Source organism: Vasconcelosia minhoensis LEGE 07310, assembly GCF_015207255.1.
GTDB lineage: Bacteria > Cyanobacteriota > Cyanobacteriia > Phormidesmidales > Phormidesmidaceae > Vasconcelosia > Vasconcelosia minhoensis.
Map to the genome: position 1 here is coordinate 69,348 of NZ_JADEXG010000010.1, position 18,543 is coordinate 87,890.

Genomic DNA, 18,543 nt, shown 5'->3' on the forward strand with positions numbered 1-18,543 from the left:
ATTAGTCCAAATTAAACCATACTCTCAAGCCTTTCGGCAGGTTTAGACCCTGATCGTCAAGGGTTTATGCCTAAAGAAAGAACTGCGCCTACCCTTCTGAACGGACCCGCGTTGAGCGCTCAAACGGGGCCTGAGGTAGACTGCAAGCAGTCAGCGGAGCCCCAATCATGACCAATCGCCTGGCCCAAAGCCAAAGCCTCTATCTCAGAAAGCACGCTGAAAATCCGGTGGATTGGTGGCCCTGGTGTGACGCAGCCCTCGCCAAAGCAGAGCAAGAAGACAAGCCGATTTTTCTCTCCATTGGCTACTCTAGCTGCCACTGGTGCACCGTAATGGAAGGAGAGGCGTTTTCGGACGCCGCGATCGCGGCCTACCTCAATTCCCATTTTCTACCAATCAAGGTCGATCGCGAAGAGCGCCCCGACCTGGACAGCATCTACATGCAGGCGCTGCAAATGATGGTGGGGCAGGGGGGCTGGCCGCTGAACGTGTTTTTGGACCCGCGCGATCGCGTTCCCTTTTACGGTGGCACCTACTTCCCGGTCGAGCCCCGCTACGGCCAGCCCGGCTTTCTGCCCCTGCTCCAGGCGCTGCACGACAACTACACCCACCATCCCGAGAAGGTGGCCGATATTAAATCGCAGATTGCGGCGGGGCTAGAGCAGGCGACCCTGCTGCCAGCGACGGACAACCTCAGCTCGACCCTGCTGCAAACCGGCGTACTGGCCTGCGCTCGGGTGCTGCAACCCACGAACTACGGCACCTGCTTTCCGATGATTCCCTACGGCCTCACCGCCCTGCGCGGCGAGCGCCTGCTCACTCCCACCGATGCCCTAGATCAGGGGATTGACAGCCGCCAGATCTGCTACCAGCGCGGCCAAAACCTGGCCCTGGGCGGCATCTATGACCATGTCGCAGGCGGCTTCCATCGCTACACGGTAGACCCCACCTGGACGGTGCCCCACTTTGAGAAAATGCTCTACGACAACGGCCTGATTGTCGAATTCCTGGCCGACCTCTGGAGCCTGGGGGAACAGGACCCGGCCTTTGAGCGCGCGATCGCGGGCACCGTCCAATGGCTGACTCGCGAAATGCAGGCCCCAGCCGGTTACTTCTATGCGGCCCAGGATGCCGATAGCTTCACCGACTCAGATGCGATCGAGCCGGAGGAGGGAGACTTCTACGTCTGGCGCACCGCCGAGCTCAAGGATTTGCTCAGCGAGGCCGAATACGCGGCTCTAGCGCAGCAGTTTTACATCGAAGCTGACGGCAACTTTGAAGGTCGCCATGTGCTCCAGCGGCGGCAGCTAGGCGAACTCAGTCCCGAAGCCGAAGCGGCCCTAGAGCGGCTGTTCGAAGCTCGCTATGGCCAGCCGCCAGCCGCTGTCAAAACTTTTCCGCCCGCCCCAGACGCTCAAACCGCTAAAACGCAGCCTTGGCCCGGGCGGATTCCCCCCGTCACCGATACCAAGATGATTGTGGCCTGGAACAGCCTGATGATTTCTGGCCTGGCCCGCGCGGCAGCAGTTCTGAATCGGCAGGACTATCTAGAGCTAGCCATGCAGGCGGCCTCCTTTATCCGGCAAAATCAGTGGGTTGAGGGACGGCTGCATCGGCTCAGCTACGACGGCCAGCCTGCCACCCTGGCCCAGGCCGAGGACTACGCGCTGCTAGTTAAGGCCCTGCTGGACATTCAACAGGCTTGCCTGGCCTTTTCTGACCTATCGGCTCAGGCGACTGAATGGCTGAATTCTGCCGTTCAGGTGCAGCAGGAGTTTGACCAGGGCTGCTGGAGCGAAACCGGCGGCTACTTTAATACGACTGCCGCCGCCAGCGGCGACCTGCTGGTGCGAGAGCGCAGCTATCAGGACAGCGCGATTCCTGCGCCGAATGGGGTCGCGATCGCGTCCCTAGTCCGCCTGGCCCTGCTAACTGAAGATCTCAGCTACCTGGACCGGGCCGAGCAGTCGCTGCGCTCCTTTGGCGTCGTGATAGAAAAGGCAGCTCGGGCCTGCCCGGGTCTCTTCCAGGGGCTGGATCACTTTCGCCATCCGGTGCTGGTGCGCACCTCAGCGAAGCGGCTGCCGGCGCTGCTTCAGCAATATCTGCCGAGCGCTGTTTTTGCCGTTGAATCCAACCTGCCATCCGATGCTGTCGGACTGGTCTGCCGCGGTCTGACCTGCCTGGAACCAGCGATGGACGACGCTCAGTTTTCGACCCAAATTCAGCATAGCCAGATTTAGGTTCGCGATTCCAGCTCAATTTGCGGCTGAAGATCGTACCCAAAATCGCCCCCAGAGGTTTTGATCTAGACTGGGATGGACTGCCCCTGACCATCAATTCTTTGGACGGTTAGCCCAATCGCCATGTCCTCATCTTCGCCTGACGTTGTTTTTCTCGTGCTCGATACCCAGCGGGCCGACCGGCTGTCTTGCTACGGCTATCCGCTAGAGACCTCGCCCCACATCGACGCGCTAGCCGCCGATGCGACGCTGTTTAAGAACGCGATCGCGCCTGCCCAGTGGACGATCCCCTCCCACGCCTCGATGTTTACCGGCGTCTATCCGTCCCAGCATCAGATGCTCCAGTCCTACTCCAGCCTGCCGGAGCATCTGCCGACCCTGGCCGAGCGCTTGCAGGCGGGCGGCTACTTCACGGCGGCCTTTTGCAATAATCCCCTAGTCGGCGTAATCAACAACGGCCTGCGGCGCGGCTTCTATAGCTTTTTGAACTACAGCGGCCTGCTCACCTCCCGGCCCAACCAGGCCGGCGTACCCTCTAGCTGGCTAGATCGCTACCGGCAGCAGTTCAAGCGGGTCGTTGCCGGTGCGCTCAGCCGCATCCAGGATGCCTTTGCCCGGTCTGAGGCGCTGCTGGCGCTGTCGTTTACGCCGCTGATGGTGCCCCTCTGGCAGACGGCGCTGAACTTTAAAGGCAACACCCGCAAATCCCTGGACGACGCGGCCCGACTGCTGATTCGGCGGCAGGGGGTAGCCGAAGGCCAGCCGGTATTTACCTTCATCAACCTGATGGGGGTGCATATGCCCTACCATCCGCCGCGATCGCAGGTGGAAAGATTTGCTCCCCATGTGCTCAAAGATCGGCAGGCCCGCAGCTACCTGCGCCGCTTCAACAGCGACGTCTACGGCTGGCTAGCGCCGCTGGCTGGGATGCTGGACGAACCGCAAAAAGCCACCCTGGACGGCATGTATGACGCCGAAGTGGCCCACCAGGACAGCCTGGTTGGAGCCTTCTTTGACCAGCTAGCCCGGGCCGGACGGCTCGACAATACCCTGGTAATTGTCTGCGCCGACCATGGGGAACATCTGGGCGAGAAGCGGATGATCGGCCACAGCCTATCGATCTACAACGAGCTGATCCAGGTGCCGCTGATCATTCGCGGACCGCAGTCGGGCTTTGCCAAAGGCACCTACCGCGATGACGTGGTTTCGACCCGCCGCCTGTTCCATACGGTGCTCACTGCCGCTGGCCTGGCCACGCCCGAAGAAGCAGCCCTGAGCCTGGACGCGCCCCCGGCTGAGCTCACCGACGAGTCCGTCTTTGCCGAAGCCGTACCGCCGCAGAACGTCCTCAAACTAATTCAAAAGCGCCAGCCCGAACTGGTTCGCAGCCATGCCTGCGACCAGGCCCGTCGCGCCGTCTGGAGCGGCCAGCATAAGCTGATCGAAACCGGCAGTCAAACCCTAGAACTCTACGACTTTCTCACCGATCCCCAAGAAGACCTCGACCTCAGCGAAATCCTGCCCGAGCAGGTCGAAGCCCTGCAAGAGTCTCTGGAAGGCTTCCGCGCCGACGCCGACCAGCACAGCCAGGTCTTCACCCAGGCCCAGGCCACCGGCTTCGACCACCCCGAAGTCCGTCGCCGCCTTCAGGATCTGGGCTACTTAGAGGATTAACCCTTACCATGCACCCCCCCGTAGATCCAATCATCTTCGAAATTGGCCCCTTTGCCCTGCGCTGGTACGGTCTGCTGATGGCGGCGGCAATCATCATCGGGTCAACCCTGGCGAGCCGCGAAGTCGCTCGCCGGGGGCAGGATCCAGAAAATTTTTGGGACATGCTGTTCTGGATCATTATTCCTGGATTCATCGGGGCGCGGCTCTACTACGTGTTTATTCAGTCGCCGCGCACGGCTGAGGGAATTGGTTACTACCTCAGCAATCCGCTCAAGATTCTTCAAGTCTGGGGCGGCGGCATTCATATCTTTGGCGGCTTTATCTTTGGCGGGCTAGCGCTGTGGTTGTTCACCCGGCTGCGGCAGCTGCCGACGCTGGTGTATCTAGACGCGATCGCGGTCAGCTTACCGCTCGCCCAGGCGATTGGCCGCTGGGGCAACTTCATCAACCAGGAACTCTACGGCCCACCCACCGACCTGCCCTGGGGACTGCGCATCGACCCCAACCGGCGGATTGCGCCCTATAACGATCTCAGCGCCTATCCCGAGTCGGTAAGGTTCCACCCCCTGTTTTTGTATGAATCGCTGTGGAACGCAATTGGGTTCTGCCTGATTTTCTGGCTGTCTGAACGGTTTAAGGCTCAGCTCAAGCCCGGCGATCTGTCCCTGGTCTATCTGCTCTGGTATCCGCTGGGTCGTTTTTTTATTGAATTTCTGCGTACGGACTCCTGGTTTTTTCCGGGGACGCCCTTCAACATGGTGCATATTCTTTCCTTTGCAGCAGTTGTAACCGCAACGGTGCTGCTCTATCGTCGCCACCGTCCTACCGCCGTCAAAACCTGACGCGATCGCTATGTCCCTCGCTCCCCGGCTGCTGATCATTGGCCTGGACTGTATGGCTCCAGCGCTGGTCTTTGAGCATTGGCGGCAGGATTTGCCGCACCTATCTAAGCTGATGGCTCAGGGCAGCTACGGCCATCTGGAAAGCAGCATTCCCGCCATCACCGTGCCCGCCTGGAGCTGCATGATGACCGGGCGCGACCCGGGCGAGCTGGGCATCTACGGCTTTCGCAATCGGGCCAGCCGCGACTATCAAAAGATGACCATTGCCGACGGCCAGGCCGTGCGCTTTCCGCGACTGTGGGACCTGCTGGGAGCAGCGGGCTGGCGGGTGGCGGCGCTGAGCGTGCCGGGGACATCGCCACCCTACCCGGTGAACGGGTCGCTGGTCTCCTGCTTTCTGACGCCGAATCCCTCTCTGCCGTTTACTCATCCGCCCGAGCTGGCCGAGCAGATTTTGGACTGGCTGCCGGACTTTATGCTGGACGTGCCCCAGTTTCGTTCAGAAGACAAGCAGCGGATTCTGGACAATATCTATACCCTCTGCGACCAGCGCTTTACCCTGGCCGAGCGGCTGATCCAGCGGGATGCGCCCGACTTTCTGATGCTGGTAGATATGGGGGTTGATCGGATTCACCATGCCTTCTGGAAGCCGATGGACCCAACCCATCCGCAGCATGAGCCGAACGCGCCCTTCGCCAGCGCCATCCACGACTACTACTGCCATGTCGATCGGCGGGTGGGCGAGCTGCTGACCCACTGCGGCCCCGATACAGCGGTGCTGGTAGTGTCCGACCACGGTGCCCAGCCGCTGATGGGCGGCATCTGCCTGAACGAATGGCTAATCCAAAAGGGCTATCTGACGCTAAAGGAAACGCCGACTGAGCCTACCCCGCTTGATCAGGTGGCCGTGGACTGGAGCCGGACTAAAGCCTGGGGCGCAGGCGGCTACTATGGTCGCATTTTTATGAACGTGCAGGGCCGCGAGCCCCAGGGGACGATTCCGCTGGCGGACTATCAGGCAGCGCGATCGCAGCTGGCCGCCGAGCTCGAAACCCTCACCGCCCCGGACGACAGCCCGCTCAACGTGAAGGCCCACATCCCGCAGAAAATCTATCAAAAAGTCCGCGGCATTGCCCCCGACCTGATTACCTACTTCGACGACCTGGCCTGGCGCTCTGTCGGCAGCGTCGGCGGCGGCAGCCTCTACGCCGCCAACAACGACACCGGCCCCGATGACGCCAATCATGCTCCCCTGGGTTTGTTTATCTTTCACGATCCGCAGCAGCCTAAGGGAGGGCAGCGGCTAGAGGGGGCTCAGCTCTATGACATTCTGCCTACGCTGCTCGACCGCTATGGGATTGAGCCGCCGGTGAAGCTGCGGGGGCGGGTGCTGGCTTTGTAGGGAGTGGGGGAGTGTAGACGCGGTAGCGGCTTCCCGAAGGGTAGGGGTGTTCGCGAAGCGTAGGCGCTAGCAGCTACCTGATATTGATTCCTATCTTTGAAACTGCGTTGCTTGGGGAAATTTGATAGGCATAATCCTGAGTGTTGGCTCAGAAAAGGGAAAAATTTCTGGAATTTATTGAGAATAGTTTTCATTTATAACAAGCTGGCGTATACTCTTAGCAGCTTGTTGATTATTTTTCTCATTAGCTGAGGCCTAACGTTTCCGATTTGCCCATGAAACAGGGCTGTGGAAACCTCCGTCATTCCATTGGTAGCTATGGTGATCTTCAATCTCATATTCAAAATCTTGACAACAGCGGCCTACCTAGCGGGTCTTCTGGGTTTGCTCGGCGTTCTGCTATGGAGTGCTGTGAGAACCCTCAGAGCGGGCTGGCAGTATTGCCAGCAGCTGCATCAGGTGCCCTGCCACCGCTGCGCTTACTTCACCGGCGACTATCGGTTGAAATGTACGGTGCGTCCCTGCGCTGCGTTGACCAAAGACGCTGTTGACTGTCTCGACTATGCGCCTAAATCCCCTACCGCCCTGCCGGTTCAGCTGCCTGCCAAGCGGCCTCAAAGGCGGGCGACCCAAGGTTTGCTAATGCGCTAAGGGTTTGGGCTAATGCTTACTGACTTAAGGTAAAACGATGCTTCCAACAACGGAAAAAGTCTTTCAACTAACGCCCCTATCCCCGCGGCGGGTTCAACGGGTGTACACTCCCCAATCGATTCAGTTCGACCGCCGCGAGCAGCTGCCGCTGAGGGCGGGTGGCTGCTGGCAGATTCAGTCGGGAACGGTGCGATCGCTAACCTGGAATCCGAGCGGCGACCTGGTGCCCCTGGGCTTTTGGGGAGCGGGCAGCCTGGTGGGCTATCCCGCAATGCCAAACCATCTTTATGAAATTCACTGTTTGACGCCGGTCGAGGCGAAATTCATGGAAGTGGGGGAAATGGCGCATCCGGACAGGTCGATCTGGCTAGATCAGGCCCGTCAGGCCGAGGCGCTGTTGCGCATTTCGCACTGCCGTCATGTTGAGACAAAGCTTTTACAATTCATCTGCTGGCTGGCCGAAGATTTTGGCCGGTCTACGCCTGAAGGACGGCTGCTGCTGCTGAAGCTTACTCACCAGGAAATTGCCGAATCGATCGGGGCGACCCGAGTCACCGTCACGCGATTTCTGAAGCGGCTAGAGGCGCAGGGCAAAATCTTCTGGTCTGGTCAGGAAAAGCGAATCCAGCAAGAGACGTTTGAGCGCATTCGCAGCGGCTAAGCAAAAAAGCGTCAAACGCTTAGTGAATTCTCAGCGCTGCATCAGGCTGGCCTTGGGTTATCCCCTTAATTTGAGACTGCACTCAATCAGGAGCCTAATTCCATGCAGCTTTCACGTATTGCCTTAGTTGGAACCGGATTTGCGATCGCGCTTTTTGCCGGTCAGTCTGCTCTTCAGGCGGGTCAAGTCCGAACGACTAGCGCCCCGACTCCCCAGCCTCAGACCGCTACCCTGATCAGTCAGGCGGCTCCGGCCCTCAGGTCAGGCACCTTTGTCGGCGATGCCCACCCCACGGCAGGAACCGCTCGCATTATCGAAGCAGACGGCCAGCGCTTTCTGGAGCTAGGCAATGGCTTCAGCACCGATCGGGGGCCAGACCTGTTTGTGCTGCTGCACCGGTCTGCTGTGCCCGACAGCTATAGTGCTAGCGATTACGTCAATCTGGGCCGTCTTGAGCAGGTGCAGGGAACCCAGCGCTATCTGATTCCTGACGATATCTCAGCGGCGGACTTTGCTTCGGCGGTGATCTGGTGCCGCCAGTTCAACGTCACCTTTGGCTATGCCAGCCTCAGCTAACGCGGTATGATCCCAGGGTAAAACTGGCTTTTAGGCTTTTCCTGACTTGATTACTGGTACAACTCAGCTCTTGGGCGTAGTCGGCTATCCCGTGGCGCATTCGCTGTCGCCAGTGATGCAGGGTGCCGCGATCGCGCATCTAGCCGCCGACTATGCCTACCTCCCCTTCCCGGTCGCCCCCGAGGCTCTGCCTGCTGCCATTCAGGGCTTTGAAGCCATTGGCGTTAGGGGATTCAATTTAACCATTCCGCATAAGCAGGCTATTCTGCCGCTGCTGAGCGAGGTCAGCCCGGTAGCGGAGGCGATTGGCGCAGTGAATACGGTGTGGCGCGGCCCGGCGGGCTGGCACGGCACCAATACGGACGTCACCGGCTTTTTATCGCCGCTGCAGCAGCTCGACCGAGGCTGGACGCAGTCGCCTGCCCTGATCCTGGGCAACGGCGGAGCGGCCCGAGCGGTGGTCGCCGCCTGCCATCAGCTGGGCTGTCCCGAGATTTGGGCCTTTGGCCGCAGTCCCAATAAGCTATCAGCCTTCTTGCAGAGCTGGCGCACCTCGGCTTTGCAGCCACCCCTATCGGTCTACCCGTGGGAAAAGCTAGGTGACTACCTGCCCCAGGCGGCTTTAATCGTCAACACGACGCCGCTGGGGATGCACCCGCAGACGACGGCGTCGCCGCTCAACTCAAAGCAGCTGGCTCAGGTTTCGACGGGCGCGATCGCCTATGACCTAATCTACACGCCGCGACCCACGCAGTTTCTGAAGTCTGCCGCTGAAGCTGGGCTGCTGCCGATTGACGGGTTGGAAATGCTGGTGCAGCAGGGGGCTGCCGCGCTGGAGATCTGGCTCCAGCAGCCGATCCCAGTGGCGGTAATGCGCGATGCCCTGCTCAGCCATTTACAACAGTAATTCGCAGAAATCACGCTAAGCTGAAAAAGGCCGTTAGCTCTCTAATTCTATGCGTCGTCAAGCCCTAATTACTGTCCTGTTCGCTGCCTGCTTTTGGCTGCTCGGCACTTTGGCTGCCCCCAGCGCCTATGCCATTACCCAGATTGAGCTACAGGATTTAACCTCTGAGCAATGCCCCGAAGATGCGGCCTATGCAGACGGGCTAGTCGGCAGCGGTTCCTCCATTGACGCCACCTGCTACCTGATTCACGGCAAGGCCGTCAATTCATCGGGCCGACCCGTCGTCGATGCCGACGTCTTCGGTCGCATCTATGACGCTAACGACAACCCGGTCATGAAAAATCGCTTCCGTCTGGGCGGAATTGACTACGTGCCCCCAGGAGAAAGCGATTTTGAATTCCGAGTATCAATCCCTTCTAACCAGAAGCCGCCAATGCAGCTCAGACAGTTCAAGGCGTCTGGGTTTACGGGGAAGGTCCGCTGAGTGAGGGGAAAGGCAAGGGACAAGTTCGAGCGCTGACACTAGAATTCTTACGCCGTCAATCATTGTGCTAGCTATCTGCTAAACCACCTGCTGACAGAACCTGTTCAGCCGTTAGATTGAGGTTGGGAAAGGTCGGCGAGGTGACTGCCTGACGACCTCTCAGCGGCTGAATGTCGTACTCTCCCTTGACCAGCGTACAGATCGAAAGCGTCGGTTGTTTGGGCTTGCCGATGTATCGAATCCCCCCCAAGCCTGCGTAGTCCGCAATCCAGTATTCAGGAATGCCCAGGGCTGCATAGTCTTCAACTTTGCGGGCATAGTCGTTTTGCCAGTTGCTGCTGACGACTTCGGCGATGAATTTAATCGAACTGCCCTGGGTCAGAACTGACTGCTCTACCCAAAGCGGCTCATGGACTAGCGCTGACCGATCGGCTACGAGCACATCGGGCCGGAATGCCGTCATATCAGCATTGAAGGGGCGAAATAATCCCCTTTGAAGCACAAACCAGGGAAATCTCTCCCTATCAATCTGAACGCAGGCTTTGGCGGTGATAAAGGCTGCGACTTCTTCATGTTGGCCAGTCGGCTCCAAATCAAAAACCTCACCATCGATCAGCTCATAGCGGTTATCCCCCCCGTAGCGAGCCAGAAACTGATCAAACTTCAGAGGGCTTGACTGAACTGATGGGTCAGTAATTAAAGTCACGGGTCACGAGTCCCGGCTAGCTTAAGCCCACTATAGTGACGAGGAATAGTAGAAAGACGAAGCCGATGCCAGTACGGCGACTCGGTTGAGTGCTCCCATCAGCAGCTGAAGCACAATGAAGCCGATGATTGGCGAAAAGTCGATACCGCCGAGCGGGGGAATAATGGAGCGAAAAATATTTAGGTAAGGGTCGGTGAGCTGGCTCAGGGCCGAAAAAGCCGGGTTGCTCCAGTCAATGTTGGGAAACCAGCTGAGCAAGATGCGAATAATCAATAGCACCAGATAGATCGACAGAAAGGTCGATAGGGCACTGACTAAAATAGGGATCACTGGAGAACTCATAGACCTAACAGGTAGAAAAATGTTTAACCAGATAGCGTTGAAAACTATCCAATTCCAAGTTTAGCCGATTGAACTAAAGCTGATTCGGCCTGAGGAACAATTTTTTAAGCGACTAGCTGTCAAATTGGGGAGATTGCTCCCGTTCAGACGGCGGATGACCGTTTTTGACTGGCCCCATCTGCTGGCGGACGTCTTCGATCGCCAGATTGAGCTGGGCAATTTTGTCTTCTAAACCCCGTCGGGCCGTTTCCATTCGCTCTTCGGCAGTCATGTCAGCCGGAGAAGTCCCTTCTGGAAAAGTGCCAAAGCTGCTGCTGGCGGCAGCGCGGCGATTGAGCTTTGAGGTTGCCAGCACGCCGACGATGCCGCCAATAATGCCCCCTAAAAAGGCGCCTGCCATAAATCCGCTGGCAAAGTTGTCCTGACCCATGCTGACCTCCCTAGGTACCAAATGTGCGATCGCCCGCGTCTCCCAACCCCGGCACGATAAATCCGTTTTCGTCGAGCCCTTCATCGATCGCAGCGGCATAGACCGTGAGCGCGGGGTAAGCATCTGCCAATTTTTGCAGGGCGGGCGGAGCGACAACGACAGAAATGATTCTCACCGCAGCCGGGTCAATCCCCCGCTGGGTGAGTTCTGCTATCGCTGCCATAATTGTACCCCCCGTCGCCATCATCGGTTCGCTGATCAGCACACGGGTTTCGGGATTGAGCTGGTCGGGTAGCTTATTGACGTAGCAGCTGGCCTCTAGCGTTTCTTCATTGCGCACGAAGCCGATGTGGTAGGTCGAAGCAGTCGGCGCGGCGCTCTGAACACCCTCAACCAGCGCTAGCCCAGCCCGCAAAATCGGCAGAATAATTGTCGGCACTTCCGGATCTAAAAACGTCGCTGGGCAGGTCGCCAGCGGCGTTTGAATCATGCTCTCGGCGGACGGTAGCCAGTCCCGCACGGCTTCGTAGGTGAGCCAGCGGCCCAGTTCCACCATAGCGCCGCGAAAGACGGGAGAAGGCGTCGCCGCGTTGCGCACTACGCCTAGCCAATGCTGAATCAGCGGATGGGGCGGCACATAGACGCGGAGTTGCAGGGCCATAGGGTCGTGGGGCTAGGTCGGGATTATCTTACTCTGTCTGGGAGGGGATGGATAGTGGGTAGAGGGGTTGGAGTGTTCGCGTAGCGTCGCCGTAGGCGTTAGGGGTGGATGGGTAGGGGCTTGGTTCCCAAGCCTTCAGGCTAGCTGCGGATGACGTAGCCGACGCCCCGGACGGTTTGGATTAGGCGGGGTTCGCCTTCGGCTTCGAGCTTGAGGCGGAGGTAGCGGATATAGACTTCGATGATGTTGGAGTCGCCCATGAAGTCGTAGCCCCAGACTTCTTCGAGGATGCGATCGCGGCTTAGCACCTGCTTAGGATGGGCAATTAAATAATCGAGCAAGTCAAATTCTTTCGCCGTCAGCTCGATGGCGCGACCGTTACGGAAGACCTCGCGGGTTTTGCGATTCAGCGTCAGGTCGGTGAACTGGAGCATTTCGGGATCTTCGGGTTGGTTGCGGCGCAGATGAGCGCGGACGCGGGCCAGCAGCTCTTCGATGCTAAAGGGTTTGACCACATAGTCATCGGCGCCGGCGTCGAGTCCGGCTACTCGGTCTTCGATCCCATCCTTGGCAGTGAGCAGAATAATTGGCATCATCGCGCCGGTGGCCCGCAGTCGGCGGCAGACTTCCAGACCGTTGAGGCCCGGCATCATCCAGTCGAGCAGCACCAGGTCAGGATCGCTGTCGCGGGCGGCCATCAGCCCGGATAGGCCATCGTTAGCTACAGTGACTTCGTAGCCTTCGTAGCCCAGCTCAAGCTGGACGAATTTGGCCAGCTTTTCTTCGTCTTCAATAATCAGGATATTGGCTGACATGTCTAAAAACTGCCCCATCCGGGGGGCGAGCGGCGTGAGCAGCGATGCCTTTATTTAATCGGAAAATGGACTGTAAACAGACTTCCATCTCCTACTTTAGACTGTACGCTGATTTTGCCGTTCATGCCTTCAACCAGCGTCTTCACAATCGATAGCCCTAGGCCGGTGCCGCCAGTGGTGCGGGAGCGGTCTTCATCAACCCGGAAGAAAGGTTCAAAAATCTGGCTCAGGTCGGTGGGGGGGATGCCCCGACCGCGATCTCGCACCTGAATCTGTGCCCATTCGCCCGCGCGGCTGAGGCGAACCAATATCGGCTGGTCGGAATCGGAATATTTGAGCGCATTATCAATCAGATTGATCAGCACCTGCTTTAGCCGATTGCGGTCAATCCGGGCGGTGAGGCTGGGCGCGTCAGCCTGGAACTGGACGCGATCGCTAGAGTAGTGACACATGTCTAGGATGTCTTGAACTTCCTGCTTCAGCGGGGCCTGCTCCAGATTGAACCGCAGATGGCCGCCGTCGGCCCGGGCCATGTCGAGCAGGTCTTGCAGCAGGCGAATGGTGCGGTCTGCCTCGGCGGCAGCAATTTCCAGCCCTTCGCGCTGGGGTTCGCTGAGGCTATTACAGCGCCGCAGGGTGCTCTGCAAATAGCCCTGTACCAGAGTTAGCGGCGTTCGCAGCTCGTGGGAGACATCGCTGACAAACCGCCGCTGCTGGCCCCAGGCGTCTGAAATTCGAGTCAGCATCAGGTTGCAGGCCTGGGCCAGCTCCTGCACCTCAGTCGGAGCCTGGTCAAATTCCAGTCGCGCGTTGGCTAGGTTTTGAGGTGAGATCTCGGCGGCCAGGCGATTCATCTTGCGAATCGGGGACAGAGAACGGCGAATGTAGAGGGCAATCCCGATCGCCGTCAGGCAAATGACCAGAAGGCTAGAGAGGGCGAGCGTCCGCGTCACTTCGTTAAAGCTCTCCTGATCCTGGGTAATATCATCGACGACGAACAGATCGCCCACCTTCATGCCTTCTACGACCAGCGGCCCAACGCAGATCACAAAATAGCGATCCTGCAATTTACGAATGATCAGGCCATCATCGGGTTCCACCATTGTCAGCAAGGTTTCAGTGATGCCGTCCATCTGCCAGGAGCCCAGCGACAGCGTATCAGACTGGGCAATCAGCTCGCCCTCGGGCGATCGCAGCCAGATCGCAATGTCGGCGGTCGAGCGGTAGTTAATCGTTTCCTGCAGCACCTTCTGAGAGGACATTAGGTCTTTGGCAAAGTCGATGTCTTGGCTAAAGCGGTTGGCAATTTCCAGCGCGTTTTGCTTATGTCCTTCGATTAGGATGCGGTGCATTCTCAGATTCGTCCAGCCGGTGACGCCGCCAATGCCTAATACTGAGGCCAGGACAATGCCAACGGTGAGTCTGAACTGAATGGAATTGGGGTCGATGTGCGATCGCATAGCGGCAGCAGTAGACGATATTGCCAGAAAGAACTGAGATAACTCGACTGTAGCGGATCAACCTGAGAGCACCCTGATAAGCTCCAGAGAAAGCCCGATTCAGCATTAGCCATCAATCCCAGTTGCTCTCAAGGCTCTCTAAGGAAAAACTCAGCTAGGCATCGTTCAATGGAAAGGCGTAACTAAAACCCTACGAAAGATTTAATATCTGGGAGTCATCTGATGAGACGTTTCACGCAATCTAAGCTCTGGCGTAAGGGATTTGAGATCATGGCTCTCTCTGTCTTGGGTGGATTTTTGCTAACGGCCCCAGCTTTAGCCCAGGAGGCAGCTGAGTCCGGCGGCGGCATTCGCGGCGCCCTAGCGGGTGTGTTGGCCTGGATCGACGGGCTTGGCCTGATTGCCCCCATCGTTTTTATCCTGCTGTATATCGCGATCACCGTCGCTTTTTTGCCCGCCTCAGTGGTTACTTTGGGGGCCGGTGTCGTATTCGGGGTGGTAGAAGGCTCAATCTACGTTTTTATCGGAGCAATGCTGGGGGCAACGGCGGCCTTTTTGGTAGGGCGCTACGTGGCCCGGGACTGGATTGCCCGTAAAGTCGCCAACAATCAGAAATTTCAGGCGATCGACGATGCGATCGGGCGAGAAGGGCGCAAGATTATTTTCCTGATTCGCCTATCCCCAGCCTTTCCGTTTAACTTGCTGAACTATGCCCTGGGACTGACCCAGGTTTCCCTCAAAGACTACGTGCTGGGAACGCTAGGCATCATTCCTGGCACCATCATGTACGTCTATCTAGGCTCTTTAGCGGGCAACCTGGCGATGCTGGGCGCGGGTGAGCAGCCCTCCAACCCCGGCATTATCTGGACGATTCGGATCGTCGGCTTCATTGCGACGGTAGCCGTCACCCTCTACGTCACCAAGGTCGCGCGTAAAGCCCTGAGCGAACATGTGCCCGACGCGACCGAAGAGGTAGCCTCCAATCCTTAAGCCGGTATGAAACCGCGAAAATGGCTGCTGGGACTTCTGGCCATCGGCGTTTTACTAGCCTGCTGCTGGCAAAAGCTACTGCTGCTCTTTGATCACGAGGCCCTAATCCAGCACTTTGACCCGATGGATCCCTGGAGTACCGGTCTGTTTGTTGCAGCGCATATTCTAGCAACTTCGATTGGAGTGCCGGGAACGCTGCTGGTGATTGTCGGCGGGGCGGTCTACGGCCTGATCTGGGGCACCTTCCTATCGGTAGTTGGGGCGACGCTGGGAGCGATTTCGGCCTTTTGGATTGCGCGCTATTGGCTCCACGACTGGTTTGCCGCTCGCTTTAGTCAGAGCTATCGGTACCGGCAGCTCAAGGGCATGATGCAAAAAGAAGCGCTGTCCTGCGTATTGACCATTCGGTTTGTGCCGATTTCGCCGTTCAATCTGGAAAACTTTTTGTTTGGCCTGACGCCGGTGCCGTTTCGCGCCTATGCCCTGGGTACCTTTATAGGCATCATTCCTGGGACGCTGGCCTATACCTGGGTGGGGGTGAGCGGTATGCAGGCACTGCATGGGCAAAGTCTGGTGCCGCTGCTCCTGGCGCTTAGCCTACTGGCGTTACTATCCGTGATGCCGATATTGGCTCGGCGGTATAGACAGTCTTAGGGGCTCACTGGCAGTCACCTATTCTTTACTCAAATTTGCTACACCTTTGGGAGAATAGCCAAGAGTACCGGTGAGAGATTTTGAACAGCGAGCAACAGCGGATCCTGCGCTATGTCTTGGGAGCCATCCTGAGCTTTGCGATCGCGATCGCGCTTCCTTTCATTACCTCCATCGGCTGGTTTCCCTTTGCCCTGTTTGCCAACGAGAGCAGTGCGCCAGTGGTGATTGACGGGCAGCCGGTATTTTCACTCGCGAATACGGAAGGAATTGATGCCCAGGCCAGAGCGCGGGGCATCAGCCAGCAGCTGCAAGGGCTGGCCAACCGGCAGGAAGTCCCCCAGGTGATATCACAGGTTGATGAATCGCCGCCGACGCTGCGGCTTTCTACGCCAAATGGCGAGACCACCCAGTACCTGATGACGGTGACCCAGAGCGATGCGGCGATCAACGCCCGCGGTGATAATGCCAGCGCCCAGGCCCTGGTCTGGGCAGATGAGCTGGAGGCGACGCTTCAGACCGCCTACGATCAGCGCCAGGAGAGCTACGTTCAGGCCCATCTCTGGCAGGTGATTGTCGTTCCAATCATCGCGACATTAGCCAACTGGCTGATCGGCTTGGTCTGGCGGCGATACATCAGCAGCCTGATTCGATCGATCACCTTTTCCCAGGACGACCCCAGCGGCGGTTCTTTCACCCTGGTCAATATCCTGCTCAACCTGACCCTGTTTTTGGTCAGGCTGAGCATCTGGATGGGGGCGCTGCTCTATGTGATGAATCTGTTTCCACGAACGCGCCAGTTTAGCTATCGGGTAATCTCTACGCTGATCGATAGCTTTACAGGACAGACGCTGACCCTGGGCAGCGAAACATTCTCGATCCTCAACATCTTCACGGTGATTGCGCTGATCTTTGTCGTGTTTATCGGCGCTGGGGCGATTACCAATATCCTCAAGTCACGGATTTTGCGCGCGACCGGGATCAATCGCGGCGTACAGGAAGCGATCGCGATTCTGGTACGCTACAGCCTGATTTTCATCGGCAGCGTCATTCTCTTGCAGCTGGCTGGGCTAGACCTGAGTTCGCTGACGCTGATTGCCAGTGCCCTAGGTGTCGGTATTGGTTTGGGCTTGCAAAATATTATTAAGGATATCGGCAGCGGTCTGGTGCTGGTATTTGAGCGCCCGATCCAGGTGGGAGAATTTATTTCCTTTGGCGAATACATGGGCACGGTCGAACGAATTGGCCCTCGCAGTGCCGAAATCCGTACCCTTGACCAAATTTCGATCATCGTGCCCAACTCACGATTTTTAGAAAGCGAAGTGATTAACTGGAGCCACCGCAATCCGATCTCGCGGCTGCATATTCCCGTGGGCGTGGCCTACAAGTCAAACCCGGTGGAGGTGCGCAATCTGCTGCTAGGAGCTGGCGCGCGCCATCCCGACGTGCTCTCGACGCCCGCTCCACAGGTATTCTTTCAAGGCTTTGGCGACAATGCCCTGGAGTTTGAGCTGCTGGTGTGGATTATGCAGCCCAATAAGCAGTTTTTAATTAAAAGCGACCTGTACTTTGCGATCGCTAAAGCTCTCCACGAAAAAGGGGTCGAAATTCCCTTCCCCCAGCGCGACCTCCACTTTATCGACGGCGAGCTGCCGATTGGCCTCAATGCCGAAGCCAAGGACTGGCTCAGCCAGCTATTCAACGGCAAGTACCCTCACCCGGCCAAATCGCCCAACCAGTCTCAGCCCTGAAGCCGCTGCCGCAGCTCAGCCTTGATCGCCTGCTGCTCTTCTAACGTCCCGGCAATCAGCACGTTTATCTTACCGACCAAAACCACGCCCCAGCTCACCAAAACGATCCCAGTCCCACGCTGGGCGTCATACTCTAAACCGCTAAGGTCTAGCTGCTCTAGGGATTTGACCGGCGACTCCAGGGTGTCGCTGGTCCAGGCGGCAATCCCTAACTTAGCGGCGATGCCCGTGGGGTATGAGGCCCCGTTGTAGCGCGGATTGCACTCAATTGCCCAATACTGCGGGTTGGCCTCATCCTTCCCCACCGCCACGTCAAAGGCAAAAATATCCCGCATTCCCTGTGCCACCATCCAGTCAGCCAGCGGCTGTACTACCTCCCAGGGCTGATGCGCGGTGGGGTAGCGGTTGCCACAGTGGGCAAAGCCGTCGAGCACCTGTTCGGTAGCGGCCAGCGGTTTAGCCTCGGACTGGACGACTTCATACTGCAAATTTAGAAAGGCGGTCGCAGGCACCTCCTGCTGAATTTGAACCGGTCCCTCCTGCTCCAGCTGATTCAGGGCTGAGGCCAGCTGGGTCGCATCCTGACAGCGCCGAATGCCGACCCCGTCTACCGATACCGCCGGTTTAACATAGCAGGGATAGACCATCTGATCCAGGTGATCGACGGCGCTGGCGCTGTCGAAGCAATCCGTCTGCGGTACGGAGACTCCAAGCTGCTCGGCTAAGGCAATAAAGTTATTTTTTGAATTGACATATTCAACCGTTTTTAGCCAGTTTGGGTCGCGCGATCGCAGCCGTTTCTCGGTCTGACTGCCCGGATTCACCCCGTCGCCAAAGAAAAAGACCGACAGCGGCCAGTCAGCATAGTCGGCCAGTCTCTCAAAAGAGGTATCCCAGATCGGATGCTGGCTGTGGCTCAGGCCCACCCGCTGATAGTGGGCCGCGATCGCGGCCCACTCGGGCTCTAGGTCAGGATGTAGCTGAATCCGGTCAGCGGGCTCAGTCAAACCCAGGGCTCGACTGCCATAGAGGTGATTCCCCAGCACCGACGGGTGGGTGCAGTTCATGACGTCATGGTTAAAAAGGGTGGGCTGGGCCATCGAATCGCCTACAGATCAATTTGCGCAAACTAGGGTTACCCTCTGCGGTACCGCTGTAACTGTGTTAAGAGAAACACTCCGCTAGATTCATCAGCTCAATCCATAAGCCGATCTTAGATGCTTCGACCTGGAGATAGATTCATCCATACTTATCAAAAACAATAGCAGCAAAGAGCCAACCTACTGGCAGGATAAGC

The 18,543-nt window shown here is 57.8% G+C and carries 19 protein-coding genes; 12 read left to right on the forward strand and 7 right to left on the reverse strand.

Features of this window, described 5'->3' with window-relative positions; genetic code table 11:
- Positions 1-167: 167 nt before the first annotated feature.
- From IQ241_RS06335 to IQ241_RS06375, 9 genes are all read left to right on the forward strand, one after another.
- Positions 168-2,243, forward strand: coding sequence for a thioredoxin domain-containing protein (locus tag IQ241_RS06335; RefSeq protein ID WP_193905575.1), 2,076 nt, complete (start codon positions 168-170; stop codon positions 2,241-2,243).
- A gap of 123 nt (positions 2,244-2,366) precedes the next feature.
- Positions 2,367-3,917, forward strand: coding sequence for a sulfatase-like hydrolase/transferase (locus tag IQ241_RS06340; RefSeq protein WP_193905576.1), 1,551 nt, complete (start codon positions 2,367-2,369; stop codon positions 3,915-3,917).
- A gap of 8 nt (positions 3,918-3,925) precedes the next feature.
- The gene (gene lgt / locus IQ241_RS06345) at positions 3,926-4,759 is read left to right on the forward strand and encodes a prolipoprotein diacylglyceryl transferase (protein WP_193905577.1); all 834 of its coding nucleotides are present in this window, start codon (positions 3,926-3,928) and stop codon (positions 4,757-4,759) included.
- Between the two features lie 10 nt (positions 4,760-4,769).
- Positions 4,770-6,161, forward strand: a complete 1,392-nt coding sequence (locus IQ241_RS06350; protein ID WP_193905578.1) for an alkaline phosphatase family protein — start codon at positions 4,770-4,772, stop codon at positions 6,159-6,161.
- A gap of 288 nt (positions 6,162-6,449) precedes the next feature.
- Positions 6,450-6,812: a hypothetical protein gene (locus IQ241_RS06355; protein ID WP_193905579.1), complete on the forward strand. Its 363-nt coding sequence runs from the start codon at positions 6,450-6,452 to the stop codon at positions 6,810-6,812.
- A gap of 37 nt (positions 6,813-6,849) precedes the next feature.
- Entirely contained in the window at positions 6,850-7,473 is a 624-nt protein-coding gene (locus tag IQ241_RS06360; protein WP_193905580.1) for a Crp/Fnr family transcriptional regulator, read from the forward strand.
- Between the two features lie 102 nt (positions 7,474-7,575).
- Positions 7,576-8,049, forward strand: coding sequence for a DM13 domain-containing protein (locus IQ241_RS06365; RefSeq protein WP_193905581.1), 474 nt, complete (start codon positions 7,576-7,578; stop codon positions 8,047-8,049).
- 46 nt (positions 8,050-8,095) lie between these two features.
- Positions 8,096-8,956 carry a shikimate dehydrogenase gene (locus tag IQ241_RS06370; protein WP_193905582.1) on the forward strand — a complete coding sequence of 287 codons (861 nt, stop codon included), beginning with the start codon at positions 8,096-8,098 and terminating at the stop codon, positions 8,954-8,956.
- 49 nt (positions 8,957-9,005) lie between these two features.
- Entirely contained in the window at positions 9,006-9,440 is a 435-nt protein-coding gene (locus tag IQ241_RS06375) for a hypothetical protein (protein ID WP_193905583.1), read from the forward strand.
- A 67-nt stretch (positions 9,441-9,507) separates the two neighbouring features.
- Here IQ241_RS06375 and IQ241_RS06380 read toward each other — a convergent pair whose 3' ends face one another.
- The 6 genes from IQ241_RS06380 to IQ241_RS06405 form a co-directional block, all read right to left on the reverse strand.
- Positions 9,508-10,146, reverse strand: coding sequence for a Uma2 family endonuclease (locus IQ241_RS06380; protein ID WP_193905584.1), 639 nt, complete (start codon positions 10,144-10,146; stop codon positions 9,508-9,510).
- Positions 10,147-10,176: 30 nt separating this feature from the next.
- Entirely contained in the window at positions 10,177-10,488 is a 312-nt protein-coding gene (locus tag IQ241_RS06385; RefSeq protein ID WP_193905585.1) for a YggT family protein, read from the reverse strand.
- Between the two features lie 112 nt (positions 10,489-10,600).
- Entirely contained in the window at positions 10,601-10,918 is a 318-nt protein-coding gene (locus IQ241_RS06390) for a hypothetical protein (RefSeq protein WP_193905586.1), read from the reverse strand.
- Positions 10,919-10,928: 10 nt separating this feature from the next.
- A complete protein-coding gene (upp, locus tag IQ241_RS06395) occupies positions 10,929-11,579 on the reverse strand; it encodes a uracil phosphoribosyltransferase (RefSeq protein WP_193905587.1) in 651 nt (216 codons plus the stop codon).
- Between the two features lie 140 nt (positions 11,580-11,719).
- The gene (locus IQ241_RS06400; protein WP_193905588.1) at positions 11,720-12,394 is read right to left on the reverse strand and encodes a response regulator transcription factor; all 675 of its coding nucleotides are present in this window, start codon (positions 12,392-12,394) and stop codon (positions 11,720-11,722) included.
- Positions 12,395-12,444: 50 nt separating this feature from the next.
- A complete protein-coding gene (locus IQ241_RS06405) occupies positions 12,445-13,854 on the reverse strand; it encodes a sensor histidine kinase (protein ID WP_193905589.1) in 1,410 nt (469 codons plus the stop codon).
- 270 nt (positions 13,855-14,124) lie between these two features.
- Here IQ241_RS06405 and IQ241_RS06410 point away from each other — a divergent pair, with 270 nt between their 5' ends.
- From IQ241_RS06410 to IQ241_RS06420, 3 genes are all read left to right on the forward strand, one after another.
- On the forward strand, positions 14,125-14,844 hold the full coding sequence (locus IQ241_RS06410; RefSeq protein ID WP_228021435.1) for a TVP38/TMEM64 family protein: 720 nt from the start codon (positions 14,125-14,127) through the stop codon (positions 14,842-14,844).
- Positions 14,845-14,850: 6 nt separating this feature from the next.
- Positions 14,851-15,498 carry a TVP38/TMEM64 family protein gene (locus tag IQ241_RS06415; protein ID WP_193905591.1) on the forward strand — a complete coding sequence of 216 codons (648 nt, stop codon included), beginning with the start codon at positions 14,851-14,853 and terminating at the stop codon, positions 15,496-15,498.
- An 80-nt stretch (positions 15,499-15,578) separates the two neighbouring features.
- On the forward strand, positions 15,579-17,246 hold the full coding sequence (locus tag IQ241_RS06420; RefSeq protein ID WP_193905592.1) for a mechanosensitive ion channel family protein: 1,668 nt from the start codon (positions 15,579-15,581) through the stop codon (positions 17,244-17,246).
- Here IQ241_RS06420 and IQ241_RS06425 read toward each other — a convergent pair.
- A complete protein-coding gene (locus IQ241_RS06425; RefSeq protein WP_193905593.1) occupies positions 17,237-18,346 on the reverse strand; it encodes an ATP-grasp domain-containing protein in 1,110 nt (369 codons plus the stop codon). The genes IQ241_RS06420 and IQ241_RS06425 overlap by 10 nt on opposite strands.
- Positions 18,347-18,543: the final 197 nt, after the last annotated feature.